This is a genomic window from Mycobacterium sp., assembly GCF_035633495.1.
Taxonomy (GTDB): domain Bacteria; phylum Actinomycetota; class Actinomycetes; order Mycobacteriales; family Mycobacteriaceae; genus Mycobacterium.
Map to the genome: position 1 here is coordinate 89,504 of NZ_DASQEU010000020.1, position 26,420 is coordinate 115,923.

Sequence of the window (26,420 nt, forward strand, 5' to 3'; positions counted from 1 at the left end):
GCCGGTTCAGCCTGCGACGATCGAATCACCTTGCACGGAAACGGCCTTGGCTTCCAGTGGCTGCTTCGCCGGCCCCTGAGCCACGGTGCCGTCGAGGTTGTACTCGCTGTTGTGGCAGGGGCAGACGATCTTTCCATCGGCGATGGAGGAGACGTTGCAACCGGCGTGCGTGCAGACCGACGAGAAGCCCTTGAAATCGCCTGCCGTCGGTTGGGTGATGACGACGTCCTCGACGATGACCCCCGATCCGACGGGTACGTCGGCGATCTTGGCGAGCGCCCCGGATTGCGCCGCGCCCGACGTGCCGGTGGGTGCGGACGACGAGCTCGCTGCCTCGGAACCCGTTTCCGGCGTCTTGCCGGAGGAACTGCACGCGGCCACGACGGTGGCGAGTGCGCCGAGTCCTGCGCCGACGACGACCGCTCTGCGCGGTGGACGAATCTCTTCGAGCATGGGCGGGATCCTCAAGTCGATGGGGCTGCGCGACCGATGCGGGCCGTGCAGGGTCGCGTAGGTCAATTGCATGAAGCCTAGCCCGAAGGACTCGCCGATAAACCGAATCGCGAGACAGGCTCGCACACTGGCGAATTGGGCCCATTCAGGAACCGCACAGCGTTGTGGACGTCCACTGTCGCAACGGCGCTGTTACCCTGCCATGAGCCGGTGGCAGGTCGCCGACCGCACGGCTGGCGGACGCAACGGCGCGGATCACACGCGAAACGAACAACCCAAGTCACGGAAAGAGTGTTGTGCGCACCGGAGAGATCAGAGCCCTATCCGGGCTGCGCATCGTTGCCGCGCTCTGGGTGGTCCTGTTTCACTTCCGGCCCCTGCTGCAGATGGCGTCACCGCCCGTCTACGACTCGCTCAAGCCGATTCTCGACTGCGGCGCGCAGGGCGTCGACCTCTTCTTCATCCTCAGCGGCTTCGTCCTGACCTGGAACTACCTGGACCGGATGGGCGATTCGTGGTCGACGAAGGCCACGCTGCACTTCTTGTGGCTTCGACTGGCCAGAGTGTGGCCGCTGTACCTGGTCACCCTGCACCTCGCAGCGCTGTGGATCATCTTCACGCTCAACGTCGGAGACTTCCCGTCGACCGAGGCCGGCACGCTCACGGCGACGAGTTACATCCGTCAGCTCGTCATGGTCCAGCTCTGGTTTCAACCGTTCTTCGACGGCTCGAGCTGGGACGGCCCCGCCTGGTCCATCAGTGCCGAATGGCTCGCCTACCTCCTCTTCGGATTGCTCGTGCTCGCGGTCTTCCGGATCGAGCGCGCGACACGGGCCAGGGGCCTACTGCTGTTGGCCGTCGCGGCGTCCCTGCCGCCAGTGCTGCTGCTGATGGCGTCGGGGGGACAGTTCTACACACCGTGGAGCTGGCTGCCGCGCATCGTCCTGCAGTTCACCGCGGGCGCACTGGCCTGTGCCGCCGTACGGAAGCTGAGGCCCACCGACCGCGTCCGTCGCGGCGCCGGGTTCGCGTCGGTCGTGCTGATCGCCGCGATCGTCGGCGCTCTCTACTGGTTCAACGCGCACCCCATACCCACCATCCGCGACGACTTCGGCCTCGTCGACGTGGCGTTCATGCCGCTGGTGGTCGCGCTGGCGATCGGCACGGGCACGCTACCCGCCCTGTTGTCGACCAGGCTGCTGGTCTACGGCGGGCAGGCCTCGTTCGGCCTCTACATGGTGCACGAGCTGGTGCATACCGCCTGGCTCTGGATCATGGCGCAGTACCAGATCACCATGGTGCCGAGCCTCAACGCGAAGCTCGTCTTCGTGGGGCTGATCGCCGTCGCCGTCGTCCTCGCGATCCTGCTGTTCCACATCGTGGAGGAACCTGCGCGGATGTGGATGCGCCGGATGGTCGGTGAGCGCAGAACCCCGGTGGAGGTCGAGCACACCCCGCTGTCCGACCCGGCCGACAACAACCTGAAATCAATCCACGGCCCACGTGAGGACCGGCCCAAGACCCTGCGAGCAAGTTGATGCGCACATTCGGTAGTCGTTTCGCCACGTTCGTCATCTCGGTGGGCCTGCTCCTCGGCTTGGTGCTGAACGCGCCGTCGGCCCGGATCACGCCCTACGACGCTCTGACCGCAGGCGCTCCGATAAGCCGCGTGGCGATCGTCGGCGACTCCTATACGAACGGCACCGCGATCGGCGGACAGGGTGCGAACGCCTGGCCCGTTCGTGCGTGGCGGACCCTGGCGCGCCAAGGGGTGCAGGTCGTCGCCGACGTGGCCGCCGAGGGCCGGGCCGGTTACGGGGTGCGCGGTGAGAAGGGCAGCCTCTTCGGCGATCTGACGCCGCGGGCCGTCAAACCCGACGACGCGCTGGTGGTGTTCTACGGCTCCCGCAACGACCACGGCGCCGACCCCAACGTGCTCAGTGGACAAATCTTCAACGCATTCGCCCTCGCGCACCGCATTGCACCTACCGCGCGACTGCTGGTCATCGGACCGCCGTGGCCAACGGCCGACGTGCCGCCGGCCGTCCTGCAGATTCGCGACATCCTGGCGTTCCAGTCCATGTTGGCGGGCGCCACGTTCATCGACCCGATCGCTGCGGGTTGGTTCGTCGACAGGCCCGACCTGATCGGTCGTGACGGCGTGCACCCGACGGACGCCGGCCACGTCTACATGGCGGACAAGATCGCGCCGCTCATCGGCGACCAGCTGCCCCGTCGGGTCTGACTACTTGGTGCCGAAGATCCGGTCGCCTGCGTCGCCGAGCCCCGGCAGGATGTAACCGTGTTCGTCGAGTTGGCGATCGATGGCGGCCGTGTAGATCGGCACGTCCGGGTGGGCCTCCTGCATCGCCGCCACCCCCTCGGGGCACGTCAGCAGGCACACGAATTTGATCGACTTGGGGCCGCACTCCTTGAGTCGATCCACCGCAGCGACCGCCGAATTGCCCGTCGCCAGCATGGGGTCGACGATCACCACGTCGCGCTCGTGCAGGTCTCCCGGCATCTTGAAGTAGTACTCGACGGCGACGAGCGTCTTCGGATCGCGGTAGAGCCCGATGTGGCCGACACGGGCACCGGGCACCACGTCCAGCATGCCGTCGAGAATCCCGGTGCCCGCCCGCAGAATCGACACGAACACCAGTTTCTTGCCGTCGATGACCCGGCCCGTCATCGTCTCCAGCGGCGTCTCGATCTCGATGTCGTGCAGCGGGATGTCGCGTAGCACCTCGTAGGCCACCAGAGCTGCAATCTCGTTGACGAGTTGCCGAAAGCTCTTGGTGGAAGCCTCCTTTCGACGTAGGAGGGTCAGCTTGTGCTGCACCAGTGGGTGATCGATCAGATGTATGCCGCCCATTGCCATCCTCCTAGAAGACCGTGCCGTCGCTGACGATGACGAACGGTGGCAGACCACCTCGGAGCCGCTGCGCCAGCACCCGACCGGCGGCCCAAGTGCCACCTTCGAGCACACATGCCAACGGCATCCGTAAGGCGTCCACGCCGAGCTCGTCGCGCACCAACGGTGCCAGTTCGTCGAGCAGAGCGACCGTGAGCGCACGCCATTCGACGACCAGCTCGTCGCCGACGGCCCACGCGCTCGTGAGCCATCGCGAATCGCGCATGCGAAGCACGCCGGTGTCCAACAGCAGCCCGCCGTTGCGGTACTCGGGGAGCGCGGTCAATGAATCAAGACCCTGCACGCGGACACCCGCCCATTCGAACGGCTCGAGCAGTGAGTAGGTCAGCCACTGCGACAGCTTGTGAAAGGGCATCCAGCCCTTGCTGAGGCCGGGTCCGGGCACTGCCGCGTGACGCCAGCAGTCGCCAAGCGGCTGATCACCGATTGCGTTGTCCGTCAGCCAGATTCCCGATAGCGAGACCAGCAGCTGCGACAGGATGTCGTGCGCGGCGATCGTGGCGGGACCGCGTTGGGGGAGCAGCCGGTCGAACAACCCGCCGGGGCGACCCAGCGGGCCGAAGGTATCGGGCTGCGCGGCCAATGCCTCGCCCAGCCGGTGCAGCAGCCGCACCCGGCCGTCGATGCCGACCAGGGGATTGTCGGGCCCGACCTGGAACGCCTCGGCGAGGCGTGCAGGGGTCACGCTCAGCAGGCCCCGTGCGTCGACCCGCAGGGGCGCGCCGGCATCACCGGAGAACAGCCCGTCCACGAACGCGTTCCACGTGGCGACGCCAAGCCCCTCGGACCGGTCGAAACGCTGTCCACTGGCCGCCTCGTCGTAGTGCCAGTCGGGGCCGGCGCCTGCGTCGAGCAGGACGCTGACCACCGCGAGGTCGATCATGGCGCGGGCCCGTGCCGCCGCATCGAGTGCCGTCAGCCGCGCCTCCAATTCGGCCTTGCGGTCGACCCCGCCGGCCTCGAAGTGCCGCCAGCGGCTGTGGAATGGGATGTTCAGGTCGTGATAGCGGTGACGGGTGACGTCAACGACCTCGGCCACCGCGATCGGTACCGATGAGTCGTCGACGTCGAAATACGCCGACTCGCCCGCCCGCGCACGCCGCAGCAGGTGGGCGGCGCGTTCGCGGATCGCGGTGGTGGTACGCAGCAACGCCGTTGCGCCGTTGGCCTTCTCGGTGTCCAGATTGCCAGTGGTGCCGAGGCTCATCCGCCCAACCCGCGGCCCTTCGCCTTCTTCAACTCTTCGTCACCGGGTACCGGCCCCGGGGTGAAGTAGCCGGCGGCCATCTTGGCGTCGATCTCGACGCGCGCATCTGCCGGAACCAGTTCTTCGGGGATGTTGACGCGCTCGCCAACCTCGATGCCCGAGCCCGTGATGGCGTCGTACTTCATGTTGCTCATCGACACCAGTCGGTGGATCTTGCGAACGCCCAGCCAGTGCAGCACGTCCGGCATCAGCTCCTGGAAGCGCATGTCCTGCACTCCCGCAACGCATTCCGTGCGAGCGAAGTACTGATCCGCCGTGTCGCCGCCCACCTGCCGCTTGCGGGCGTTGTAGACGAGGAACTTCGTGACCTCGCCGAGTGCGCGGCCCTCCTTGCGGGAGTAGGCGACCAGCCCCACGCCGCCGCGCTGGGCGCCGAGAATGCACTCCTCGATCGCGTGCGTGAGATACGGCCTGCACGTGCAGATGTCCGAGCCGAACACGTCCGAGCCATTGCACTCGTCGTGCACGCGCGCCGTCAGCTCGACCGATGGGTCGGCCAGATCACCGGCGTCACCGAAGACGTAGACGGTCTGCCCGCCGATCGGCGGGAGGAACACCTCGAGGTCCGAGCGGGTGACGAGCTCGGGATACATGCCGCCGGTCTCCTCGAACAGCACGCGGCGCAGGTCGGTCTCGCTGCAGTTGAAGCGCTGCGCCACGCCGGGCAGGTACCAGACCGGCTCGACCGCCGCCTTGGTGACGAGCGCCGCGCCACTGGGCAGCAGGACGTGGCCGTCGGGGACCAGCCTGCCCCTTTGCACCGCCTCGACGATCTCGGGCAGGATCACGTGCGCCTTGGTGACGGCGATCGTCGGGCGCATGTCGTGGCCCGCGGCCAACTCATCGGCGAACACCTCGGCGACCATCGCGCCCCACGGATCCAGGCTGACGATCTTGCCCGGTTCGCTCCACTGCGGGTACGGGCCGATGACGTCGGTGGGTGCGGTGTTGGTGAGGTCGGCCTTGTGCTCTCGGGACAACGCGCCCGCCGCGACGGCAAGCGCGCGGTACACGCTGTAGGAGCCGCTGTGCGTACCGATCACGTTGCGGTGGGCGCGCTTGGTGGTGGTGCCGATCACCGGCCCGCGCTCGGTCGCCGTCGGGGCGTCCCAGTTGATCTGGAGTGCACCGATACCTCCGCTGTGCGAGGTCAGCCGGATGTGTCCGGCGGCGGACTTCGACACGGCAGGGGACGGCACGGCGTCGGCTTCAGCAACCATGGTCGCTCCTCGCTGGTAGGTCGTCCGGCCGGGCAGTCCCTGCAGAGGCGCCAGCATATCGACTGGGCCCGAGCAACGCCGTCCGTCGACTCAAGTCGACGACCCCGTCACACCGGCCCGACGATGGACCGATACCGCATAGTCGCCGCCGTCGTACGGCTCGCGATCCCACGTCGCCCAGCGAGCCACGTCGTCCAGGCCGGCGGCACGGGCAAGCCGGTCGTACTCCTGGAGCGTCAAGCGGTCCGGCTTGATCGAGAAGCCGGCCACCAGTAGTCCACCTGCGGCGAGGCGGTCCGCCAGTTCCTGCACGACGAGGCCCTCGGTCCCCGGGGTCAGGAAGATCATGACGTTCCCGGCCAGCAGGACGACGTCGAACGGAGTAGACCCGATGCTCTCCGGCAGGTCTGCGAGGTCGGCGAGAATCCAAGGGTTGCCGGGAGCCTTTGTCCGGGCGGCATCGAGCATCGCAGCGTCCGCGTCGACACCGACCACCGAATGTCCTCGGCGGGTCAGTTCGACGGCGATCCGGCCCGTGCCGCAGCCTGCGTCGAGAACGCGCCCACCGCCCGTTTCGGGCAACAGGTCGTCGACGAGGTCGGCCTCGCCGTGGATGCTCGCACCGGACGCGGCGAGCTCCGTCCACCGTGCGTCATAACCCTCGCCGCGAGGCGCGTCCGTATCCTGCCATCGGGTACCCATTGACGCCATCATCGCAGACGGCGAATCATGCTGCCGAGGTGGCAAATTCGATGCTACGACGCGAAACACCCCGCGAACCGGTGACGGCTCGCGGGATGCTCGGTTGGGCCGCAGAACTTACTAGGTGAGGTCGTACCGGTCGAGGTCCATGACCTTGGCCCACGCGGCGACGAAGTCCGTGACGAACTTCTCCTTCGCGTCATCGCTGGCGTACACCTCGGCGATCGCCCGCAACTCGGAGTTCGAGCCGAACACCAGATCGGCCCGGGTGCCGGTGTACTTGACGTTGCCCGACCCGTCGCGAGCCTCGAAGGTGTCCGACGAGTCGTCGGTCGCCGACCAGGTGATGCCGATGTCGAGCAGGTTGGTGAAGAAGTCGTTGGTCAACGTCCCCACCTTGTCGGTGAACATCCCGTGTGCCGAGCCGTCCCAGTTGGCGCCCAGCACGCGCAGTCCGCCGACGAGGACCGTCAGCTCCGGCGCGGTCAGGGTGAGCAGGTTCGCCCGGTCGACCAACAGGTACTCGGCAGGCAGGTTGCCCTTGCCGAGGTAGTTGCGGAACCCGTCCGTCTTCGGCTCGAGGTAAGCGAACGACTCCTCGTCCGTCCACTCCTGGGTCGCGTCACCACGGCCCGGCGTGAATGGCACCGTTACGGCGAAGCCGCCGTCCTTGGCGGCCTTCTCGACCGCAGCGACGCCGCCGAGCACGACGAGGTCGGCGAACGACACCTTATCGGCACCGAACGACTGCTGGATGCCCTCCAGCACGCGGATCACCTGAGCGAGCTCATCGGGGTTGTTGATCTCCCACGACGACTGCGGCTGCAGCCGGATGCGGCCACCGTTGGCGCCGCCACGCTTGTCACTGCCACGGAAGGTCGACGCCGACGCCCATGCGGTCGAAACCAGTTGCGCGACGGTAAGACCCGACGCCAGGATGTCGCCCTTGAGCTTGGCGACGTCGTCGGCGGAGAGCTGACTCTGGCCCGTCGGCACCGGGTCCTGCCAATCCAGGGTCTCGGCCGGCACCTCGGGACCGAGGTACCGCTGGATGGGTCCCATGTCGCGGTGGGTCAGCTTGTACCAGGCGCGCGCGAACGCGTCGGCGAGCTGATCCGGGTTCTCGTGGAACCGCTTCGAGATCGGCGCGTAGATGGGGTCGAGCCGCAGCGCAAGGTCCGTCGTCAGCATCGTCGGCTTGCGCTTCAACGACGGGTCCTCGGGATCGGGCACGTACTCCGACTCGGGAGCGTCCTTGGCGACCCACTGATTGGCGCCCGCGGGGCTCTTCGTCAACTCCCATTCGTACTTGAACAGGTTGTCGAAGTAGAGGTTTGTCCACTCCGTCGGCTTCTGGGTCCAGATGACCTCGATTCCGCTGGTGATCGTGTCGCGACCCTTGCCGCTGCCGAACGATTGCTTCCAGCCGAGACCCTGCAGTTCCAGCGGGGCGCCCTCGGGCTCCGGCCCGACGTTGGCGTCGGGATCACCCGCGCCGTGAGTCTTGCCGAAGGTGTGACCACCGGCGATCAGCGCGACGGTCTCCTCATCGTTCATCGCCATCCGGCCGAACGTCTCGCGGATGTCGACGGCTGCGGCCAGCGGATCCGGATGGCCGTTGGGGCCTTCGGGATTGACGTAGATCAGGCCCATCTGCACGGCACCGAGCGGATCCTCGAGGTCACGCTTGCCGGTGTAGCGCGCGTCGCCCAGCCACTCGGTCTCGGGACCCCAGTAAACGTCGTCCTCGGGCTCCCACACGTCGGCACGGCCTCCGGCGAAGCCGAAGGTCTTGAAGCCCATCGACTCCAGTGCCACGTTGCCGGTCAGGACCATCAGGTCGGCCCAGGAAAGGCTCTTGCCGTACTTCTTCTTGACGGGCCACAGCAGGCGACGGGCCTTGTCGAGGTTGCCGTTGTCGGGCCAGCTGTTCAACGGGGCGAAGCGCTGCTGACCGGCGCCTGCACCGCCGCGGCCGTCGCTGACCCGGTAGGTGCCTGCACTGTGCCAAGCCATGCGGATCATCAGCGGCCCGTAGTGGCCGTAGTCGGCGGGCCACCAGTCCTGGGACGTGGTCAGCACCTCTTCGATGTCGCGCTTGACGGCGGGGAGGTCGAGGCCGTTGAACGCCGCGGCATAGTCGAACTCGCCGCCGAAGGGATCGGTCTCGACGGGGTTCTTGGCGAGGATCTTCAGGTTGAGCTTCTTGGGCCACCAACTTTCGTTGGTGCGGGCGCTCTCGGTGGGGTAGGGAGCGCGGACGGGGCAGCCGCCCTCGATGCTCGACTCATTCATTTCTCCGACTTCTGCGTTCGGAGTCTTGCCTTCGGCCATGGGAGATCCTTTCCGGGGCTGTTCGGTTGAGCGTTGTTGCGAATCAATCACTTCGAACGGTGGAGCAGTCGGGGCACAGGCCCCAGTAGATGACCTCGGCCTCGTCGATGGAAAAGCCATCGAGAAGACCGTCGCCGTCGAACGGGGTCAAACAGGGTGCTTCACCGACGGCGCAGTCGATGTCGGCGATCACGCCGCAAGATCGACACACGACGTGATGATGGTTGTCGCCGACCCGTGACTCATAGCGGGCGACGGAACCGGATGGCTGAATCCGGCGAACCAATCCGACCGTCGCCAGGACTGCCAACACGTCGTACACGGTCTGTCGCGATACCTCCGGCAGACCGGTCCGCACCGAATCGAAGATCGTCTCCGTATCGGCATGTGGGTGCTCGCACACGGCCCCGAGGACCGCGACACGTGGCCGCGTCACGCGGAGGTCTGCAAGGCGCAGCTGCTCCACGTAGTCCGGCGACGATGTCACACGTACCACTATGCCGCTCTTTTCTGGAATCAGTCAAGACTTCGCGAAGGACACGCCGGTGACAGCGCCGAGGTTCCGCGACGTAGTGGCCTCGCGAGCGTTCGCCGACCTCTTCCGAACCCCGAAGGAGTGGCGCGTGAACACGATCGACCTTCGAGCACGTCACTAGCGCTAACATCGACCCGTGACCGTCCGGGGCGTAGACGTCGAATACACCTTCGACGACCCCGATGAGGGGTGGTTCGGCATGGCTCGGCCAGCCGACGTCACCCCGGCGCGCCCCGCCGAGGAATCTGCCCGCGACCAGTGGACACACGACGCGAGCCAGGGATCCGAGCACGGCGATGCGTCGGACCACTACGAGGACCCGTCCGAAGACACCGACCGGTGGTTCGTTCGGGACATGGACCTCGTCGAACTCGACGACCGTCCGCGTGCCGACGTCGACCACCGCCCGGTGACCGAGTCCATCGCGGCGACGCTGACCATCATGCCGACGCGGCGCAAGGGCTTCGTCGGTGCCTCCGCTCCGACGTCATGGGAATCCCGGCTGTCCAACAGCGGCGCCTGGGACTTCAAGGCGGCGTCAGGCGGCACGCGGTACCGGTCGAAGGTCGTCTTGATGGCTGCCGCGATCGTCGCGGGTGTGTTGGCCATCGTCGGAGTCGTCCTCGTCCTGCGCACTCCCGCGCCCGCCGTCGAGGAGTCGACACCGGTGGCACCGAGCGAGTCCGCCGGACCCCCTGCGTCGACGACCTCGGCGCCCGCCCTGTCCTCGAACGCCCCGTTGCCGCCACCGCCGCCGGGACCACCGCCGCCACCACCACCACCTTCGGCCGAAGAACTCATCCCACCGGTCGTCACACGCCAGTACACGCCGCGTTATCAGACCCCCGACCAACCGAAGAAGCCGCAGACGAACGTGACCCGGGCGCCCCTCAGCGCGACGCCACCGCAGCCGCCGCCGCCTCCGCGCAACTCCTCGACTCCGGGAGATTCCTCGAGGCGCGGCGGCTTTGGCTGGTAAGACCGTGGGGTGACCCGCATCCTCCCGCTCGGCTGGGCCACGGATCTGGCAGTGCTGAAGCACATGGGTTCGACCGTCGAGCATCGTGGCGATCACCTCGTCGTCCGCACGGCGCAGAACCCCGACTTCCATTGGGGCAATTGCATATTCGTCACCGATCCCGACGCCGTCGACGATGCGGACCGGTGGGTGCAGACGTTCCGGCGGGCCGTGCCGGGTGCCGACTGGATCGCGATCGGCCTCGCTCGGATGCCCGCGAACAAGGAGGAGTGGGCGACGAGCGGGCTGGAACTGGAGATGGACGACGTCCTCGCCACCGCGACTCTGCCGAGGCAGACGGCACCGCCCGTCGGGTATGACGTCCGCGCCCTCGTCGGCGCGGATTGGGAGCAGGTCGTCGTTCGTGCGATGACCGAGAACGCCGAGACCGCGGAGCACGAACCCCGATCGCACGAGCGCTTCGCCCGGGCTCGCGCCCAATCCCAGCGTGACCTGGTCGAGCGCGGCGTCGCCCAGTTCGTCGGCGCGTTCTTCGAGGACCGGCCGGTCGCCGAACTGGGAATCGTCGACTGCGGCGGGACTGCGCGCTACCAGAATGTCGGTACGGCGTCCGAACATCGCGGCCGGGGGATCGCGTCACACCTGCTGGGCGTGGCCGCAAGGTGGGCCTCTTCGCGCGGATGCAAGCAATGGGTCATCGTGACCGAAGCGGTCAACCCTGCCGGACGCGTGTACCGCAAGGCCGGATTCGAACTCGTCGCTCCGAGCGTGCAGGCATACCTCGCGCCGCGCCCATGACGCTTCGCTAGCTTGTGCTTGATGAAGGCACTGATCGACTTCGACGCCGCGCCGGTCTTCGGCATTCCCATGATCGACGGGTCGGGCGTCCGCGAAGGCATGCTGGTCGAGGGCCCCCAGGGGTGGGGTGAGTTCAGCCCGCCACCGGACTGCGATGACCGCGAGACTGCGCGGTGGCTGACCGCGTCGACTGAGGGGGGAACCGTCGGGTGGCCGGACCCGGTGCGGGGCCGGATTCCGATCGCCGTGGCCGTGCCCGCCGTCGATCCCGTCCAGGCGCGCCGGATCGTCGAGGACTCGGGGTGCCTGACCGCCGACGTCACCGTCGCCGCCCAACCGGATTCCCTGGCCGCTGACGTCGCACGCGTCGAGGCGGTTCGGGATGCATTCGGTCCCGAGGGTCGAATTCGCCTCAAGGCCAACGGAATGTGGAACGTGGACGACGCCGTGCGGGCGATCGCGATCTTCGCGAAGGCGGCAGGCGAGCTCGAGTTCGTCGAGCAGCCCTGCCGCACCCTCGACGAGTTGGCCACCGTCCGCCGGAAGGTCGACGTCCGGATTGCCGCGAGTGCGGCGTTGGCCGAGGCCGCCGACGTCGCGGTTCTGAGGAGCGGCCCCCTCGGCGGAGTGCGACGCGCGTTGCGGCTGGCCGAGCGGCTCGAACGACCGTGCGTGGTGTCCTCGTCGAATGAGACCAGCATCGGACTCACCGCCGGTCTCGCGCTGGCGGGCGCGCTTCCAGAACTTCCGTTCGCGTGTGCGCTCGGCACCATCTCACTGCTCGCTGGCGACGTCGTGGTGGAGCGCCGCTCCCTGCGTCCCGTCGACGGCCACCTGCCCGTCGCACCGATGCCCGCCTCGCCGGCGCCGGAGCTCGTTGAGCGGTACGCCTTGACCGACATGGAGCGGATCGCCTGGTGGCGTCGGCGGCTCCGGTCGGCTCGGACCGCCGCGTGATCAACGGCCTAGAGGTGATTGTCCGCGATCCACTGAGCGGCCCGCTTGACCAGGCCCGACTGCGGGTACCGCACGTGCGAGGTGAAGTCCTTGCCGAGTGAGCAGATCGGGTCGTTGGTGTTGCACATGTCGGCGGTCTTGGGTCCGTAGAGGGGGCTCAGCGTCGTCAGGGGCTGGCCGAGCCGCGCCGAGGGATTGCCGAAGACGGCGACGGCGCTGACGTGATCGGCCATCGCAGGCGGCATCGGAGTTCTGAATCCAAGCCCGGAGATGGGAGACGTGGTGACGACGTCCATGACCGCCGCGCCCTGTGAGTAACCGCCCAGGATGATCTTGGTCTTCGGGCAGTTCTTCGCGGTCGCCTGAACGCGGGCGCTGGCATCGTTGGCCCCCGTCGCGACGCCCAGAAAGTCGTACGAAGCCGGGTACTTGACGGCGTAGGAGCGCATCAACTTGCCCTTGACCAGCGGCTTCAGCGAATCGACGAGGGCCTGGCCGACGACGCCGATGCCGGGTGGCTCGTCGGTTCCGCGGGCGAACACCACCTCGATGTCCGGACAGTCGGCGGCTGACGCCGACGGCATCGGCGCACCGGCCAGCATCGCGGTGGCCAGCACCAGTACCGCGCTGGCGGCCGCCGCCCGGCGTTTGCGCCGCACAGCACTTCCTGAGACGTTCAAGGCCGCTCCTTGACCTGAAGGGGTGGGTCGGAAAATCGCCGACCGTATACCCAATTATCACTCCCATCACTCTGTTAACAGATTACCGCCCGCTCCGAGTTCCCGGGGTCAAGCGACGTCGCCACCAGAGTCGCGGGATGGTTCAGTAAGCGCCATGACCTCGGAAGCCGATTCCGCTCCCGACATCGCGGCCGTGGATGAGCTGCGGTTCCTCGCCGACGCCCTGAGACGCGTCGACGCCGCGACCGCCGCCGCGCAATGGGACGACCACGCCCTTGCCCGGGTGGTCGCAGACGCGCACGCGGAACTGACCGCGGTGCACGAGGCCATCCACGACGACATCGCTGCGGCAGCGGCGTCGGACCCGTGGCGCGTGCGCGCCGCCGACCACGCGCGGGACGCCGAGCTCACGGGAGCACTGGAGGTGCCGCCGGAACAGGCAAGCGCGAATGCCGTCGTTGCGGTGGCACTCGCCAGGGCTGCCATCGCCGAGGCCATCCTCGCCGTCACCCGCGCGCGCAGCGCTGAAGTCGGAGTGGTCGGCGCCACGCCGACGAAACGCCTGGCCGTCCTTCGCGTGGCGCCCGTGTCCGGGGTGGGGAGGCGCATCGTCGACGAAGTGCGTCACGTCGTCACCGACAAGCCCAGGGACATCCTCGTCCGACTGCTGATCACCCTGGGCATCAGCCTGTCGCTGGTGACCTTCTACCACTTCAGTGGCTGGACGAGGTACGACGACGTCAGCCGGCTCTCGCTGTACCTGTTCTCGGCGGTGGTCGGCAGCGTGGTGTGCACCAACGCGCTGTGTTTCGAGGCGCAGCGCGTCCGCGACGCGATGTCGCGCGGTGAACGGATCTGGCAGATCCTGGTGGCCAAGAACCTCGCCATGGCCGTGCTGGTGACCGTCGCTGCGCTTCCGGTCATCGGATTCCTGACCGTCGCCAACGAAGGCAACCCCATCGCGCTGGTGGACCAGCTGATCACGATGGTGTTCATCTGGCTTGGCGTCGGAAACGTGCTGTCGGTGCTGTATCCGATTCGGCACGAACCGCTTTCGGCACGCCTGCACGACGACACGTGGCAGCCGTACCTGTTCTCGTTCGCGTTGTCCTACGGCGTGGGCCTGACCGTGAACTTGATGATCTTCTGGCGTCTGTGGTCACGCCAGACGGCATCGACCGAACTGGTCGGCGGTGAGTGGGCGGCGTTCCTGCTGGTGCTGGTCAGCGCGATGACGAGCTGGGTACTGCTCACCGTCTTCGCGGTCACCTGCAGTCGCGAACCCCGGATCCGCCGGATCCTCTCCCGCGAGATGGTGACGTACCGCGCATCTCAGTCGCCGCACGGCCCCCCGGCCTGATCCCGCGGTCGGGCGCATCGTGCTCCGAGCACCGGGGGTTTCGACTCGTCGCGGCTTGGGCGACGTCGCCGTCTCCGGGTCTGCGTTGCTCACCCGGTCTGGACCGAAGGGTGGCGTCTACTCCGAACGCGCGCTCGGTGGCTGGGCCGGGTTCTCGGTCGGCTGGCTGTACTGGTGGTTCTGGGTAGGGTTCATCCCCGTCGAAGCGACTGCAGCGGCCCGCGATCCTGTCGGATCTTTTCGGCGCTCCCCAGTGGATCTGGGCGCTCGCGGTCACCCTCCTGCTCACGGTCACCTCTCGTCAGGGTCGGCAATTACGGGGAGTTCGAGTTCTGGTTCGCACTGATCAAGGTGGTGACCATCATGGCCTTCATCGGCATCGGGGTGGCGGCGATCTTCGGTCTCATTCCCGACTCGCAGGTAAGTGGAATCAGTTCGCTGTGGCAGCCAGATGGATTCATGCCCAATGGGTTCGGCGCCGTCATCGCTGGCATGTTGGTGAAGATGTTCTCTTTCATGGGGACCGAGATCGTCACCATCGCGGCCGCCGAGTCACCGGACCCGACGACCGGTATGAGCAAGGCCGTGAACTCGGTGATCTGGCGAATCTCGCTGTTCTACATCGGATCGATCTTCGTGATCGTCGCCCTGATGACGTATGACCAACTCGACGACGGTTCGTATCAGTCCACCCTCGAGGCCATCGGGATACCCGGGTCGAAGATCATCATGGATCTGGTGATCCCGACGGCGGTGGCATCCTGTCTGAATTCCGCGCTGTACACCGCGTCTCGCATTTTGTTCTCGCTCGGGGCGCGCAGGGACGCGCCGCGTGCGGTGCGCAAGCTGACCGGCAACGGCGTGCCCTGGGTCGCGGTACTGGCCTCGATGGTGGTCGGCTACTTGGCCGTGGTGGGCAACTATCTGCTGCCGGAGAAGCTGTTCGCCTACCTCCTCGCGACCAGCGGCGCCGTCGCCCTGTTCGTCTATCTCGCCATCGCCGTCAGCCAGTTCGTGCTCGGCCGCACGGTGCGGGCCGAGGGCGAGCGCGAACCGGTACGGATATGGCTCTTCCCGTACCTCACGATCGCGGTCATCTCATCGGTGCAGGCGTATTCGTGCACCGGCGCAGCGAGCACCGAGGAGCGGACTCGTCGGTCTCTAGCTCTTCTTGAGTTGCAGCACGCGCTTGCGTAGCCCGTCGGTCGCCGTTTCCATCAAACCCTTGGCACCGCGCTTGATCAGGAAGCCCGGCAGCGGCACCAAGGTATCTACCGTGAGCTCGAACCGCACGCGGGTGCAATCGCCCTCGGGCGTCAGCGTGTACCGCGCGTTCTGGGCGCGCTGCTGCGTACCCCTGACCAACGACCAACTCACGCCGTCCGCGTGAACCGTGTAGGCGAGTTCCTGCTCGTCGCTGATCCCGACGATCTTGACGACCTGTCTGGACCTGCTCGGACGCCCATCCTCGTCGCGCTCGAGGATCTCGACCTTCTGATGCGCCGACGACCACTCGGTCAGCGCTTCCAGGTCGTACAAGACGTCCATGATTTCGTCGGGCGTCGCCTCGATGACGACTTCACGAGTTTCGGTGACGGCCATGCCGGCAAACTTAGCCGACGCCTTCGCGAGCAACGAAGTCGCCGTGTGAACGTGGCTCGGAACACTCTCTGCACCACCCAAATACGTCGAGGAGGATGTTTCGACGAGGTTTACGGGTGGTACTCCGCTTTCATGAGAAAGCACCTCTTGACACAGATCCTGGTCGCCGGCGCTGGCGCGACCGCTATCGCCTTCGCTCCCCTCGCAGGGGCCAACCCACCACCTCCCTGTGGCGTCGAGGGCACTCCCGCCTGCGTCACGGCCGGACCCGACGGTGCGGCGGCCACGGTCCCCGGAGCGGGAGTGAACGCCGGACCCGACGGTGCAGGCGCCACCGTGCCGGGCGCCGGTGTCAACGCCGGCCCGGACGGCACGGGCGCGTTCGTTCCTGGCGGGAGTGCCACCGCGGGACCCGGCGGCGCGAGCTTCTGCGTTCCCAACTTCTGCGCCACCGCTGGCTAACTAGCACCACATCCGCAACACACGCAAACCCCTCGAGGTGATTGTTCCCCTACCTCGGGGGTTTTGCCGTTCCATCACGGGTGACGGCTGACCGCCTTGGCCCTCGCGGCGCAGATCCGAGCATGAGTCACCATGTGTTGACATGACCTGGCGAGTGCTTACCGTCGCGAGTCATCAGTCGTTGACATGGCTCACCGCTGAGGAGTCAGTCGTGACGCCATCCGACCCCGAACGCTCACTCCCGGACCAGGATCGCCCGGCAGCCCCAGGCCCGAGACCACAATGGCGCAAGCTCCGAGTATCCGTAGCGTGAACTAAATGGTCGCGGGGGTCGTTGTCAGGAATGAGGAGGGTGCCGTGAGCGTGATCGCCGCCGTACGAGGAGAACTGCCCGCCAACCGCTATACGCAGGCCGAGGTGACGGAAGCGCTGCTCACCGTCCCCGGGTATGCGGAGTACGCCGAACCCATCAGGAAGTTGCATCGAAGCGCGAGGGTCGACAGCCGGCACATGGTGCTGCGGCTCGAGGACTACGCCGCGCTCGACGACTTCGGCCAAGCCAACGACATCTTCATCGAACACGCGGTCGAGCTCGGGTGCGCCGCCGTGTTGGGAGCGCTGGACGATGCCGGGCAGAAACCCTCCGACGTCGACGTCATCTTCTCGACGACGGTCACGGGCTTGGCGGTGCCCACCCTCGACGCCCGGATCGCAGCCAAGATCGGCTTGCGCCCCGACGTCCGCCGGGTGCCCATGTTCGGGCTGGGTTGCGTGGCGGGGGCCGCCGGCGTGGCCCGGCTCAACGACTATCTCCGCGGTGCACCCGACGGCGTCGCCGTGCTGGTGGCCGTGGAGCTGTGCTCGCTGATAGCCAAGCGCGATCCGTCGATGGCCACCGTGGTCGGCAGCAGCTTGTTCGGTGACGGGGCCGCGGCCGTGGTGGCCGTCGGGGACCGGCGCGCCGAGGAGATCGGCGCCTCGGGTCCGGAAGTGCGCGATTCGCGAAGCCACCTGTACCCGGATTCGCAGCGCACGATGGGCTGGGACGTCGACTCGACCGGCTTCCGGTTGGTGCTCTCGCCCGACGTACCGCAGGTCGTCGAGCAGTACCTCGGCGACGACGTCACGAACTTCCTCGCCGCTCACCACATGCGCATCGAGGACGTGGGCGCCTGGGTGAGTCATCCCGGAGGGCCGAAGGTCATCGAAGCCATCACCGCCACGCTCGGCCTACCCGATGACGCGCTGGAGCTCACGTGGCGTTCCCTCGCCGAGGTGGGCAATCTGTCATCGGCCTCGGTGCTCCACGTCCTGCGGGACACCATCGCCAAACGACCTGAGGCGGGAACTCCCGGTCTGATGATGGCGATGGGCCCCGGCTTCTGCTCGGAACTCGTCCTGCTGCGCTGGCGTTGAGGGCGGGCTGATCAGGTGATCTGGTACGGCCTTCTCATTGCCGCAATCGCCGTCGAACGCCTGGCCGAACTCGTCGTCTCCAAACGCAACTGGGCGTGGAGTCGCGAGCGCGGGGGCACCGAGTTCGGAGCTGCCCACTATCCCACCATGGTCGTGCTGCACGTCGGATTGCTCGTCGGGTGTCTGGTGGAGCCGATCGTCCTGCACAGGCCGTTCATCCCCGCGCTGGGCTGGCCGATGCTGGCCGTCGTGGTCGGCGCCCAAGTTCTGCGCTGGTGGTGCATCACCACCCTCGGACCGCAGTGGAACACCAGGGTGATCGTCGTTCCCGGAGCAGACCGCATCACCGGCGGCCCCTATCGCCTGATCGCTCACCCCAACTACGTGGCGGTCGTGGTCGAGGGTGTCGCGTTACCGCTGGTGCACACGTCCTGGCTCACCGCGCTGACCTTCACGGTGCTCAACGCGGCGCTGCTGCGGACGCGGATCAAGGTCGAGAACGCCGCGCTCGCGAGCCTGACGTGATCGACCTGCTGGTCGCCGGCGGCGGCCCGGCAGGGCTTGCCACCGCGCTGTACGGCGCGAAGGCCGGCCTCGAGGTGATGGTCGTCGAACGACGCCACGGCACACTCGACAAGGCGTGCGGTGAAGGAATGATGCCGCACACCCTCGCGCACCTGGCACACCTCGGCGTCATCCTCGAGGGCAGACCACTGCATGGGATCAGCTACCTCGACGGGAATCGGCGGGTCGACGCCACGTTCCGGGCCGGCACCGGCCTCGGGGTGCGAAGGACGGTGCTGCACGCGGCGCTGCGCGACGCCGCCGGCGCCGCGGGCGTGCAATTCGTGCACGGCGACGTCGGCGAGGTGTCTCAGGACTCGTCGTCGGTACGCGCGGGGGACCTGCGGGCCAGATATCTGGCGGCCGCCGACGGGCTGCACTCGCCCCTTCGCCGATCCCTCGGCCTCGAGAAGCCGAGTCCCGGCCCGCGCCGGTGGGGTATCCGCCGCCACGTCCACATCGCGCCGTGGACGGACTCCGTCGAGGTGCACTGGGCCCCTGGCGCCGAAGCCTATGTCACGCCAGTCGCCGACGACTGCGTCGGAATTGCCATCCTCAGCTCGACGCGCGGAGGCTTCGACAGCCACCTCGACGAATTCCCGGCACTGACGGCACGGGTTAACGGGCACGCGCACGGACCCGACCGGGCGGCCGGTCCGCTCCGCCAGAGGGCACGCAGCCGGACGGCCGGCCGGGTGATGCTGGTCGGCGACGCCGCCGGCTACATCGACGCGTTGACGGGCGAGGGGGTGGGGCTGGCGTTCGGCGGTGCCAAGCTGCTGGTGAACTGTGTGGTCGCCGACCGGCCGGGCCACTACGACGGTCAATGGCGCCGGGAGACCCGGCGCTACCGGATGCTGACTGCAGCTCTGGTCAAGGCCGGTGTCCATGCCCGGATCCGGGCCCGCATCGTTCCGGCAGCCACCGCCCTGCCCGCGGTCTTCGCGACCGCCGTCAACCAGCTGGCCTACTGACTGCCGTGCCGAGGTGGACCCTGAGCCACACGAGCCCCACCGTGCTTGGCACACTGTCCCCATGGCACAGATAACCTTGAGCGGAAATCCCATCAATACGGTCGGCGAGCTCCCCGCCGTCGGAGCTTCGGCTCCGGCCTTCACCCTCACCGGGACCGACCTCGGCGCGGTCAGCATCGACGAGTACCGCGGTAAGGCTTTGTTGCTCAACATCTTTCCGTCGGTGGACACGCCGGTGTGCGCCTCGAGTGTGCGGACGTTCAATGAGCGGGCCGCCGCGAGCGGCATCGCGGTGCTGTGCGTGTCGAACGATCTGCCGTTCGCTCAGAGTCGCTTCTGTGGTGCCGAGGGCATCGAGAACGTCACGACCGCTTCGGGGTTCCGTGACGACTTCGGCCAGACTTACGGCATCACCATCGCCGATGGACCCTTCGCCGGACTACTCGGTCGCGCCGTCGTGGTGATCGGCGCGGACGGCAACGTGACGTACTCGGAACTGGTGCCCGAGATCGCTCAGGAGCCCAACTACGATGCGGCGCTTGCTGCACTGAGCTAGGCGGCGAGGGCGTTCAGGCCGACGCCAGGGACCTCTCGTCCTCGTCGGCGAACGTCTCCTCGAGTTGAAGAGGCGAGTAGTCGAGGTCGATTTCGCCCACGGGCCGGCCCCTGGCGCTGCTGATGGTGCCGAACCGCCGCATCCCCTTGTCGGTGGCGTACTGCATGAACTCGTCCATGTCGAGGTTGAACGGGATCTCGTCGTAGAGGGCGAACGCCTCCTGGGTGTTGCTCAAGGCCAACGGCATCAGCTCGTTCATGCGTGTCTCGAACACCGACCAGTTGGAGTCGTCGGCAGCGACGTGGCGCCGACACGTGAAGGTGCCCCACGCCATGTGGCGTCGCTCGTCGTCACCGATGCGACGGACCAGTTCCTGCATGCCGGGAAGAATGTCGCGGCTCACGCAAATCTTGTGCCACGCATAGTATCCCGTCAACGCCATCATGCCCTCGATCACGTGGTTGTACGTCGCGGAGGCGCGCACCTGGGCGGCGGGGGAGGGGTCCGTCGACAGAGTGTCCATTGACTCTGGGAGTTCCTCGTAGAAGATCTTCCGGTAGGCCGGCAGGTCGTCGAGGTAGTGGTGCAGGTCCCCGGTGATTCCCACGGCGTCGAGCCAGAGGCGGAACACCTGGGTGTGCTTGGCTTCCTCGAACGCGAACTGGGTCAGATACATTTCGTCGCCGAGGCGACCCTCGGCCCGCATCGCCGTCATGAAGGGCTGAATGTCCTCGGTGACGGCCTCCTCGCCGGCGATGAACTCGGCACACAGCCGAGTGGCCCAGTCGCGCTCGACGTCCGACAGCGACTGCCAATCCTCGCGATCGCGTGAGAAGTCGATGTCGGCCGGGTTCCAGAACTTGGCGTTGCCGCCGGCGAAGAGTTTCAACGGCAGGCTGTCCCAGTTCAGCCCGCCCTCGGCGAGCGACCCGAGTCGTGTGCGTTCCATGAAGCAGACCTCCTAGATCACGTCGGTGATGGGGCCCGGTGGACTCCTCCTCGCATCGTCCTCCGCGCAGCGGCCGGAGTCAGGCGAACCCGAAGATCGTCACCGTCGGGCTCAGACGGGCCAGTCCTCGCGGCGATGCGCAGCGTCGAAGAACATCCACTCGTAGCGTGCCGTCGTCACGAAGTGGGAGCGGGCATTTGCCTCCTCGGTCGGGTTCAGCTGCAATCCGATGTGGTCGGTCAGACCGAGCACCTGAGCCACGGTCTCCGCGAAGTCCTCTCCGCCGTAGCTGTCGATCCAGCTTTGAAACCGCGGATCGGGGGAGCCACGCTCGAGCAGCGCGGCTCCGACACGCGCGTATATCCAGTAGCACGGCAGGATCGCGGCCAGCCCGTCGGCGAAGCTCCCGCCGTAGGTGGTGGCGAGCAGGTAGCTGGTGTACGCCTGCGTGGTCGGCATGACCCGCGCCCCAACAACCGTGACGGGATCCAGGCCGAGAGCGGGCAGCAGGGTGCCGTGCAGACTGAGCTCGACGTCGAATACGTCGGCGGCGTGCCGGGCGAACATCGCCGTGTCCTTCAGGGTGGGCGCCTTGGCGCCGACGATGGCCAGGGCGCGCGCATAGTCGCGCAAGTAGTGGACGTCCTGTGCGACGTAGTGCGCGAACAAGTCGGTGTCGAGCGTGCCGTCGGTCAGACCGGTGACGAAGGGATGGGCGAGAATGGCCGCGAACGTCGGCTCGATCTCGTCCCAGAGCCGATTGGACCAGGTCTGTGGTTGCGTGCTCATGGCTATGCAACCTACCCGGGCGCGGCCCCCGGAGCCGTAGCTCGGTAACCGATACCCGGCGGCGCCAACGCATTTGGGGGTTGCTGCCCGAAAGTCGCGATGTTAATCTACGACACTTGGACAGTTGGCTTGGTCGATGCCGGTCAGGGGCAGCATGAGTTCGGATCACAGCTTCGACGACCTTCAAACCTCGGTGGCCAACATCGCGCCCGTATTGCGCGATCCGTTGGATTCTCCATACGAGATCTCCAACGCCACGTACGCGGCCTTGAGTCACGTGCTCCACGACGTCGGGGGCCAGCCCGACATGCCGTCTCCGTATCTGGAGAAGGTCGAGGAGGACTGGGAGATGAACACCTATGTCACGTGCGAGTGCCTCGGGTGGCGTGGGGTGTGGAACTCCGAGGAACGCCGACGGGCTGAGAACGACCTCGGGGCGACGCTGTACTTCGGACTGCCGTACTACGCGCGGTGGGCGACCGTGGCGGCGAAGACATTGATCACCAAGGGCCTCGTCACTCCGGATGAGTTGTCGGCCAAGCTCGATGAGGTGCGAGCGCGGTTGGAGGCGGCGAGATGAGCGAGCGGAAGTATGCGATCGGTGATCGGGTGACGGTCCGCGATGCGACGAGCATGTTTCACACCCGCACACAGGCCTTCACTCGCGGCAAGACGGGGACGGTGGTGGAGTTGCGGCCGGACTGGGTGATTCCCGAGGACGAGGCGTGGGGTCGTGACAACGGCGCCAACGGCGGTCGGTTCGAGCCGTTCTACGTCGTCCGCTTTCGGCAGGTGGACTTGTGGCCCCGCTACACGGGATTCGAGGTCGACACCTTGGAGACCGAGATTTCCGAACGTTGGCTGGAGCACGCCGACGAGGAGGCGAAGTGAGCGATTCCCACGAGCACGATCACGGACATGATCACGATGACGATGCGCACGCTCCGATCCAATCCGGAGGAGTGGTAAGCGAATTCGAGGTTCTCGAACTCGCCATCCGCGAACTGGCGATCGAGAAGGGGCTGTTCTCGAAGGAGGATCACCGACGATTCTCGGAATGGGCCGACCAGGTCGGTCCGCACGGCGGTTCCAAGCTCGTCGCCAAGGCGTGGACCGACCCCGAGTTCAAGGCGCGTCTGCTCGCCGACGGCACCGAGGCCTGCAAGGAGGTGGGCATCGACTGGAACGACCCCACGGGCACCGGGACACCCAGCGACTACACGTTCTTCTACGTGCTGGAGAACACCCCCGAGGTGCACAACGTCATCGTGTGCACGTTGTGCTCGTGCTATCCGCGGCCGGTGCTCGGGATGTCCCCGGACTGGTATCGCACCCCGCACTACCGGCGGCGGCTGGTGCGTTGGCCCCGAGAAGTGCTCGCCGAGTTCGGACTTCACCTCCCTGCCGACGTCGACGTGCGCGTGCACGATTCCAACCAGAAATCGCGGTTCATGGTCATGCCCATGCGACCGGCGGGCACGGAGGGGTGGTCCGTCGAGCAACTCGAAGCCATCATCACCCGCGACACCATGATCGGGGTCGCGCTACCCGACCCGAACTGGACGGCCACCGAGCCTCCTTCCTCGAGGTCTGCATGAGTGGTCCGTTCGACGTTCTCAACGGCATGGATTCCGGCGTCGAGAGGGCGACCACCCTGCCCGAGCTGGACCGCAAACCCAACCCCTGGGAATCGAGCATGCAGGCTACCTGCGAGTGCCTTTCCTGGCGTGGCGCTCTGGACAACCTCGAGCGGCGGCACGCGGAGGACGAACTCGGCGAGTCGGTCTACCAGGAGCTCCCGGTGCACACCCGATCAGTGGTGATCACCGCACACGCGTTGATGGAGCGCGGGGCATTCAGCCAGGACGAGCTGGCCGCCAGAATGAAGCTGATCCGCCGCCGCCTCACCAAGGAATGAGTCGCGAACCGACCCGAGACGCTGAACCTGGCGTCGAAGAACTCACGCTCGGTCGTCACCGTTCGGTCACGGTATGGCGGCTCATTGGCGTTGAGCCACTCTGCAATTGGGTTATCGAGGTTGGAAGGTAGTAGAAGTGGACTCATAGCTCGAAGAGAGATGGAATTCCGATGAGACGCATTTGTGCCTTCGCGATCAGCCTGGCCCTGCTGGCGGTGACCCCTGGGCTTGCGACCGCAGACCCCGAAACGCGGCCCGCACGCAACCAGCAGGCCGTCGACTTGGTGATCACGCGCGCACTCTCGCAACGGGGCGTCCCGTTCTCCTACGGCGGCGGCGACGCCAACGGTCCCACCCTCGGCAGCGACTCCAGAGCCGACGTGCTTGCCACCGAACAGCGCGCCAACACGCCCGGCACCGATCCGAGCAGCATCTTCGGCGGCGTTCCCGGTTCCACCATCCTGGGTTCGACCCCGGCCCCGGTTCCGAGCGTCGTCGGCTTCGACGCTTCCGGCATCGTCGTCTACGCCTTCGCGGGAGCCGGGATCAAGCTGCCACGCTCCTCGGGCGAGCAGTACAAGGTCGCCCAGAAGGTCGCGCCGAGCCAGGCGCTTCCCGGCGACCTGATCTTCTACGGTCCCGACGGCGCCCAGAGCGTCGCGTTGTTCATCGGGAACGGCCAGATGCTGGAGGCCACCGATCCCGTCGTCAAGGTCTCACCGGTCCGCACCAACAACATGACCCCGTACCTGGGCCGCATCATCGCATGACGTCCGTGATGGGCCTGATCAGGCGGGCCAACGCGTCGTCAGCTCGCATGGCGCCCACGCGGGCCAGGACGGTGCGCCGATCACGTCCCCGCCGCTGATCTGGGCGACGATGCGGGGGCCTCGGCCACCGCTGCCGTCGTAGACTACGACGCCCTCACACCGGGGGACGGCCTCGGCGACCAGCGACCACAGCCGACGGTGCCGTTCCCGGATCTTGTCCGGTGGCACGGCATGCCCACCCGCCCGCACCCGGTACAGGACACGCTCGACGGCAAGGTCCTCGGGGATCATCAACACGTGCGACACGACCGTGTAGCCGACGGCGTGGGCGGCCGCCACGAGCTCCAGCTTCGAGGGATGTGAGAACACCGTCTCGGCGATGAAGGACATTCGCCGGTTGATCAGCGACGTCCTGGTGGCGGCGGCGATCCTCGCGGCATCGTAGGCACGAGAGGCTGGGGCGTCGGGCCATCGCTGTTTGGCGATCTCGTCGGCATTCACGAAGACACTGCCTGGCAGGAGCGGCGCGAGGGTCAGCTCGACGAAGGTCGACTTGCCTGCGCCGTTGGGGCCGACGACCAGGTCGAGGCGATTCACACCGCGGTCACGGGGTGCCGGTCAGCACGACCGACGTTCCGTCGGGACGATGTTCGACGATGTCACCGTCCTCGTTGAGTGCCACTGTCGTGACGCCGTGGGCCGCGAGGACGCGCCCGTAGTCGGTACGGGCCAAACTTTCCTCGATGCCGGCCGAGATCTCTGCGTTGAAGACCACGCCCTCCTCGACGGTCAGCTCCTTGAGCGGCAACTGGCCGGCCATCGCAGCCTCGACCCGACGACGTGAGGCGGTCTGCTGGCTCGACACGGCACGCCCCACCCGAACCCAGTGGTCGAGTTGCTGCTTGGCCGATCGGCTCTGGCGCACGCCCTCGGCCTCGGCGCTGTCCACGAGGTCGGCGGAGAAACGGGTAACGCGGTCTCCGACTTTAGACATGGCAGTACCTCCTGTTACAGAATGCTACACCTGGTAGCAGAGTGCTACACGGTTTCCTTCGACAAGGGTTCCCGCTTCCCGCCCGGCGAGGCTCGGACTTTCGGTAGTTTCACCATCGTGTCCGACCCGACGAACCGCCAGATCGTGTTGCGTCATCGGCCGAAGGGTTTGGTCGACCCCGCCGACACCGAACTGATCGTCTCCCAGGCGCCCCGGCCGGCCGACGGTGAAGCGCTCGTCCGGACGACGTACGTGGGCATCGATGCCGCCGCGCGGACGTGGCTGAACGACCAACCGGGGTACCTGCCTCCCGTCCAGTTGGGCGAAGTCATCCGGGCGGCCGGCATCGGGGAGGTCGTGGAGTCACGCTGCGACGCGTACTCCGTCGGCGACGTGGTCACCACGCTTTCGGGCTTTCAGGAGTACGTCATCGTCCGCGACGACGTCTTCTGCACGCCCGTCACCGGCATGGACGAGGTCGATCAGCTGGCGGTGATGTCGATCTACGGGCCGACGGGCGCCACCGCCTACTTCGGCATGAACGACATCGGCCGCCCCCAGGTGGGGGACACTGTGGTGGTCTCGGCCGCAGCAGGCGCCACCGGGTCGGTGGCCGGACAGATCGCCAAGATCGCCGGGGCCCGGGTCGTCGGCATCGCGGGCGGCCCGGACAAGTGCCGAGCGGTCGTCGAGGACTTCGGCTTCGACGCCTGCGTCGACTACCGCCGGGGCGATCTGGCGGCGGCGCTCAAACTGCACTGCCCGCGGGGGGTCGACGTCTACTTCGACAACGTCGGCGGGCCGATCCTCGACGCCGTTCTGGGACGTCTGGCGGCCAAGGCCAGGGTCGTGCTGTGCGGCGTCATCTCCAGCTACCTGACCGGTGAGCACCCGGGGCCGGCCAATTACGTCAACATCCTGGCCAAGACCGCGTCGATGCAGGGGTTCAACGCACTCAACGAGTGGGGCCGTTTCGATGAGGCCTTCGCCGCGCTGCGCCGGTGGGAGCAGCAGGGCCTACTCGTCCACCGTGAAACCGTCTACGAGGGCCTCGAGTCGTGCGTCGACGCGCTCAACGGGCTGTTCACCGGCGCCAACATCGGCAAGATGCTGGTCAAGGTGGGCGAGCCCACCGCGGCCTGAGGCCGGTCGGAGAAAGGCGGCGTTCAGGGTCAGATCCGTTGTGCCACTTCATCATCGGTGAGC

At 67.0% G+C, this 26,420-nt stretch carries 30 protein-coding genes and 1 pseudogene; 18 read left to right on the forward strand and 13 right to left on the reverse strand.

The window, feature by feature from the left end; genetic code table 11:
- Positions 1 to 6: 6 nt before the first annotated feature.
- Positions 7 to 453: a QcrA and Rieske domain-containing protein gene (locus tag VET27_RS04425; protein WP_526515514.1), complete on the reverse strand. Its 447-nt coding sequence runs from the start codon at positions 451 to 453 to the stop codon at positions 7 to 9.
- A gap of 296 nt (positions 454 to 749) precedes the next feature.
- Between VET27_RS04425 and VET27_RS04430 the strand changes: the two genes are divergently transcribed.
- Together VET27_RS04430 and VET27_RS04435 are read left to right on the forward strand one after the other, a co-directional pair.
- Positions 750 to 1,991: an acyltransferase family protein gene (locus VET27_RS04430; protein WP_526515516.1), complete on the forward strand. Its 1,242-nt coding sequence runs from the start codon at positions 750 to 752 to the stop codon at positions 1,989 to 1,991.
- Positions 1,991 to 2,698 (forward strand): Rv0518 family GDSL lipase, encoded by a 708-nt coding sequence (locus tag VET27_RS04435; RefSeq protein ID WP_526515518.1) that lies wholly within the window; start codon positions 1,991 to 1,993, stop codon positions 2,696 to 2,698. Before VET27_RS04430 ends, VET27_RS04435 begins: the two co-directional genes overlap by 1 nt.
- On the opposite strand, the gene upp is transcribed toward VET27_RS04435, so the two are convergent.
- The 6 genes from upp to VET27_RS04465 all read right to left on the reverse strand — a co-directional run bounded on the left by upp (position 2,699) and on the right by VET27_RS04465 (position 9,398).
- Positions 2,699 to 3,328, reverse strand: a complete 630-nt coding sequence (gene upp / locus VET27_RS04440; protein ID WP_526515520.1) for a uracil phosphoribosyltransferase — start codon at positions 3,326 to 3,328, stop codon at positions 2,699 to 2,701.
- Positions 3,329 to 3,338: 10 nt separating this feature from the next.
- Positions 3,339 to 4,595 carry a DUF1688 family protein gene (locus VET27_RS04445; RefSeq protein WP_526515522.1) on the reverse strand — a complete coding sequence of 419 codons (1,257 nt, stop codon included), beginning with the start codon at positions 4,593 to 4,595 and terminating at the stop codon, positions 3,339 to 3,341.
- On the reverse strand, positions 4,592 to 5,875 hold the full coding sequence (locus tag VET27_RS04450) for a GTP cyclohydrolase II (RefSeq protein ID WP_526515524.1): 1,284 nt from the start codon (positions 5,873 to 5,875) through the stop codon (positions 4,592 to 4,594). The genes VET27_RS04445 and VET27_RS04450 overlap by 4 nt, the downstream gene beginning before the upstream one ends.
- A gap of 90 nt (positions 5,876 to 5,965) precedes the next feature.
- Positions 5,966 to 6,577, reverse strand: coding sequence for a class I SAM-dependent methyltransferase (locus VET27_RS04455; protein WP_526515526.1), 612 nt, complete (start codon positions 6,575 to 6,577; stop codon positions 5,966 to 5,968).
- Positions 6,578 to 6,697: 120 nt separating this feature from the next.
- Positions 6,698 to 8,911 (reverse strand): catalase/peroxidase HPI, encoded by a 2,214-nt coding sequence (gene katG / locus VET27_RS04460; RefSeq protein ID WP_526515528.1) that lies wholly within the window; start codon positions 8,909 to 8,911, stop codon positions 6,698 to 6,700.
- A 43-nt stretch (positions 8,912 to 8,954) separates the two neighbouring features.
- Positions 8,955 to 9,398, reverse strand: coding sequence for a Fur family transcriptional regulator (locus VET27_RS04465; protein ID WP_526515530.1), 444 nt, complete (start codon positions 9,396 to 9,398; stop codon positions 8,955 to 8,957).
- Positions 9,399 to 9,582: 184 nt separating this feature from the next.
- On the opposite strand from VET27_RS04465, the gene VET27_RS04470 reads away from it, so the two are divergent.
- The 3 genes from VET27_RS04470 to VET27_RS04480 are packed head-to-tail and all read left to right on the forward strand — an operon-like array spanning position 9,583 to position 12,180.
- Positions 9,583 to 10,425 carry a hypothetical protein gene (locus VET27_RS04470; protein WP_526515532.1) on the forward strand — a complete coding sequence of 281 codons (843 nt, stop codon included), beginning with the start codon at positions 9,583 to 9,585 and terminating at the stop codon, positions 10,423 to 10,425.
- 9 nt (positions 10,426 to 10,434) lie between these two features.
- The gene (locus VET27_RS04475; RefSeq protein ID WP_526515534.1) at positions 10,435 to 11,223 is read left to right on the forward strand and encodes a GNAT family N-acetyltransferase; all 789 of its coding nucleotides are present in this window, start codon (positions 10,435 to 10,437) and stop codon (positions 11,221 to 11,223) included.
- Positions 11,224 to 11,244: 21 nt separating this feature from the next.
- Positions 11,245 to 12,180, forward strand: a complete 936-nt coding sequence (locus VET27_RS04480; RefSeq protein WP_526515536.1) for an o-succinylbenzoate synthase — start codon at positions 11,245 to 11,247, stop codon at positions 12,178 to 12,180.
- A gap of 8 nt (positions 12,181 to 12,188) precedes the next feature.
- Here VET27_RS04480 and VET27_RS04485 read toward each other — a convergent pair whose 3' ends face one another.
- On the reverse strand, positions 12,189 to 12,782 hold the full coding sequence (locus VET27_RS04485) for a cutinase family protein (protein ID WP_526515599.1): 594 nt from the start codon (positions 12,780 to 12,782) through the stop codon (positions 12,189 to 12,191).
- A gap of 232 nt (positions 12,783 to 13,014) precedes the next feature.
- Between VET27_RS04485 and VET27_RS04490 the strand changes: the two genes are divergently transcribed.
- Together VET27_RS04490 and VET27_RS04495 are read left to right on the forward strand one after the other, a co-directional pair.
- Positions 13,015 to 14,220, forward strand: a complete 1,206-nt coding sequence (locus VET27_RS04490; RefSeq protein ID WP_526515538.1) for an ABC transporter permease — start codon at positions 13,015 to 13,017, stop codon at positions 14,218 to 14,220.
- 115 nt (positions 14,221 to 14,335) lie between these two features.
- Positions 14,336 to 15,333 (forward strand): annotated as a pseudogene (locus VET27_RS04495) (amino acid permease); the annotation flags it as partial.
- 48 nt (positions 15,334 to 15,381) lie between these two features.
- Here VET27_RS04495 and VET27_RS04500 read toward each other — a convergent pair.
- Entirely contained in the window at positions 15,382 to 15,822 is a 441-nt protein-coding gene (locus VET27_RS04500; protein ID WP_526515540.1) for an SRPBCC family protein, read from the reverse strand.
- A gap of 132 nt (positions 15,823 to 15,954) precedes the next feature.
- Between VET27_RS04500 and VET27_RS04505 the strand changes: the two genes are divergently transcribed.
- The 5 genes from VET27_RS04505 (at position 15,955) to tpx (ending at position 19,794) form a co-directional block, all read left to right on the forward strand.
- On the forward strand, positions 15,955 to 16,284 hold the full coding sequence (locus VET27_RS04505; RefSeq protein WP_526515542.1) for a hypothetical protein: 330 nt from the start codon (positions 15,955 to 15,957) through the stop codon (positions 16,282 to 16,284).
- Between the two features lie 357 nt (positions 16,285 to 16,641).
- Positions 16,642 to 17,700 (forward strand): type III polyketide synthase, encoded by a 1,059-nt coding sequence (locus VET27_RS04510; protein ID WP_526515544.1) that lies wholly within the window; start codon positions 16,642 to 16,644, stop codon positions 17,698 to 17,700.
- A 15-nt stretch (positions 17,701 to 17,715) separates the two neighbouring features.
- The gene (locus VET27_RS04515; protein ID WP_526515546.1) at positions 17,716 to 18,225 is read left to right on the forward strand and encodes an isoprenylcysteine carboxyl methyltransferase family protein; all 510 of its coding nucleotides are present in this window, start codon (positions 17,716 to 17,718) and stop codon (positions 18,223 to 18,225) included.
- Positions 18,222 to 19,238: an NAD(P)/FAD-dependent oxidoreductase gene (locus tag VET27_RS04520; RefSeq protein ID WP_526515548.1), complete on the forward strand. Its 1,017-nt coding sequence runs from the start codon at positions 18,222 to 18,224 to the stop codon at positions 19,236 to 19,238. Before VET27_RS04515 ends, VET27_RS04520 begins: the two co-directional genes overlap by 4 nt.
- A 61-nt stretch (positions 19,239 to 19,299) precedes the next feature.
- Positions 19,300 to 19,794 carry a thiol peroxidase gene (gene tpx / locus VET27_RS04525; RefSeq protein WP_526515550.1) on the forward strand — a complete coding sequence of 165 codons (495 nt, stop codon included), beginning with the start codon at positions 19,300 to 19,302 and terminating at the stop codon, positions 19,792 to 19,794.
- Positions 19,795 to 19,807: 13 nt separating this feature from the next.
- Here tpx and VET27_RS04530 read toward each other — a convergent pair whose 3' ends face one another.
- Positions 19,808 to 20,743: a R2-like ligand-binding oxidase gene (locus tag VET27_RS04530; RefSeq protein ID WP_526515552.1), complete on the reverse strand. Its 936-nt coding sequence runs from the start codon at positions 20,741 to 20,743 to the stop codon at positions 19,808 to 19,810.
- A gap of 111 nt (positions 20,744 to 20,854) precedes the next feature.
- The gene (gene tenA / locus VET27_RS04535; RefSeq protein WP_526515554.1) at positions 20,855 to 21,532 is read right to left on the reverse strand and encodes a thiaminase II; all 678 of its coding nucleotides are present in this window, start codon (positions 21,530 to 21,532) and stop codon (positions 20,855 to 20,857) included.
- A gap of 154 nt (positions 21,533 to 21,686) precedes the next feature.
- Here tenA and VET27_RS04540 point away from each other — a divergent pair, with 154 nt between their 5' ends.
- The 5 genes from VET27_RS04540 (at position 21,687) to ripD (ending at position 24,220) form a co-directional block, all read left to right on the forward strand.
- Complete coding sequence (locus VET27_RS04540) at positions 21,687 to 22,112, forward strand: hypothetical protein (protein ID WP_526515556.1); 426 nt, start codon at positions 21,687 to 21,689, stop codon at positions 22,110 to 22,112.
- Positions 22,109 to 22,423 carry an SH3-like domain-containing protein gene (locus VET27_RS04545; protein WP_526515558.1) on the forward strand — a complete coding sequence of 105 codons (315 nt, stop codon included), beginning with the start codon at positions 22,109 to 22,111 and terminating at the stop codon, positions 22,421 to 22,423. The genes VET27_RS04540 and VET27_RS04545 overlap by 4 nt, the downstream gene beginning before the upstream one ends.
- Positions 22,420 to 23,130, forward strand: coding sequence for a thiocyanate hydrolase subunit gamma (gene scnC / locus VET27_RS04550; RefSeq protein ID WP_526515560.1), 711 nt, complete (start codon positions 22,420 to 22,422; stop codon positions 23,128 to 23,130). The genes VET27_RS04545 and scnC overlap by 4 nt, the downstream gene beginning before the upstream one ends.
- Positions 23,127 to 23,450, forward strand: a complete 324-nt coding sequence (locus VET27_RS04555; RefSeq protein ID WP_526515562.1) for a ScnB — start codon at positions 23,127 to 23,129, stop codon at positions 23,448 to 23,450. The genes scnC and VET27_RS04555 overlap by 4 nt, the downstream gene beginning before the upstream one ends.
- Positions 23,451 to 23,620: 170 nt before the next feature.
- Positions 23,621 to 24,220, forward strand: a complete 600-nt coding sequence (ripD, locus tag VET27_RS04560; RefSeq protein ID WP_526515564.1) for an NlpC/P60 family peptidoglycan-binding protein RipD — start codon at positions 23,621 to 23,623, stop codon at positions 24,218 to 24,220.
- Positions 24,221 to 24,238: 18 nt separating this feature from the next.
- On the opposite strand, the gene VET27_RS04565 is transcribed toward ripD, so the two are convergent.
- The gene (locus VET27_RS04565) at positions 24,239 to 24,817 is read right to left on the reverse strand and encodes an ATPase (RefSeq protein WP_526515566.1); all 579 of its coding nucleotides are present in this window, start codon (positions 24,815 to 24,817) and stop codon (positions 24,239 to 24,241) included.
- A 7-nt stretch (positions 24,818 to 24,824) separates the two neighbouring features.
- The gene (locus VET27_RS04570; RefSeq protein ID WP_526515568.1) at positions 24,825 to 25,214 is read right to left on the reverse strand and encodes a TA system antitoxin ParD family protein; all 390 of its coding nucleotides are present in this window, start codon (positions 25,212 to 25,214) and stop codon (positions 24,825 to 24,827) included.
- 117 nt (positions 25,215 to 25,331) lie between these two features.
- Between VET27_RS04570 and VET27_RS04575 the strand changes: the two genes are divergently transcribed.
- The gene (locus VET27_RS04575; RefSeq protein WP_526515570.1) at positions 25,332 to 26,357 is read left to right on the forward strand and encodes an NADP-dependent oxidoreductase; all 1,026 of its coding nucleotides are present in this window, start codon (positions 25,332 to 25,334) and stop codon (positions 26,355 to 26,357) included.
- The last annotated feature ends 63 nt before the right edge of the window (positions 26,358 to 26,420 follow it).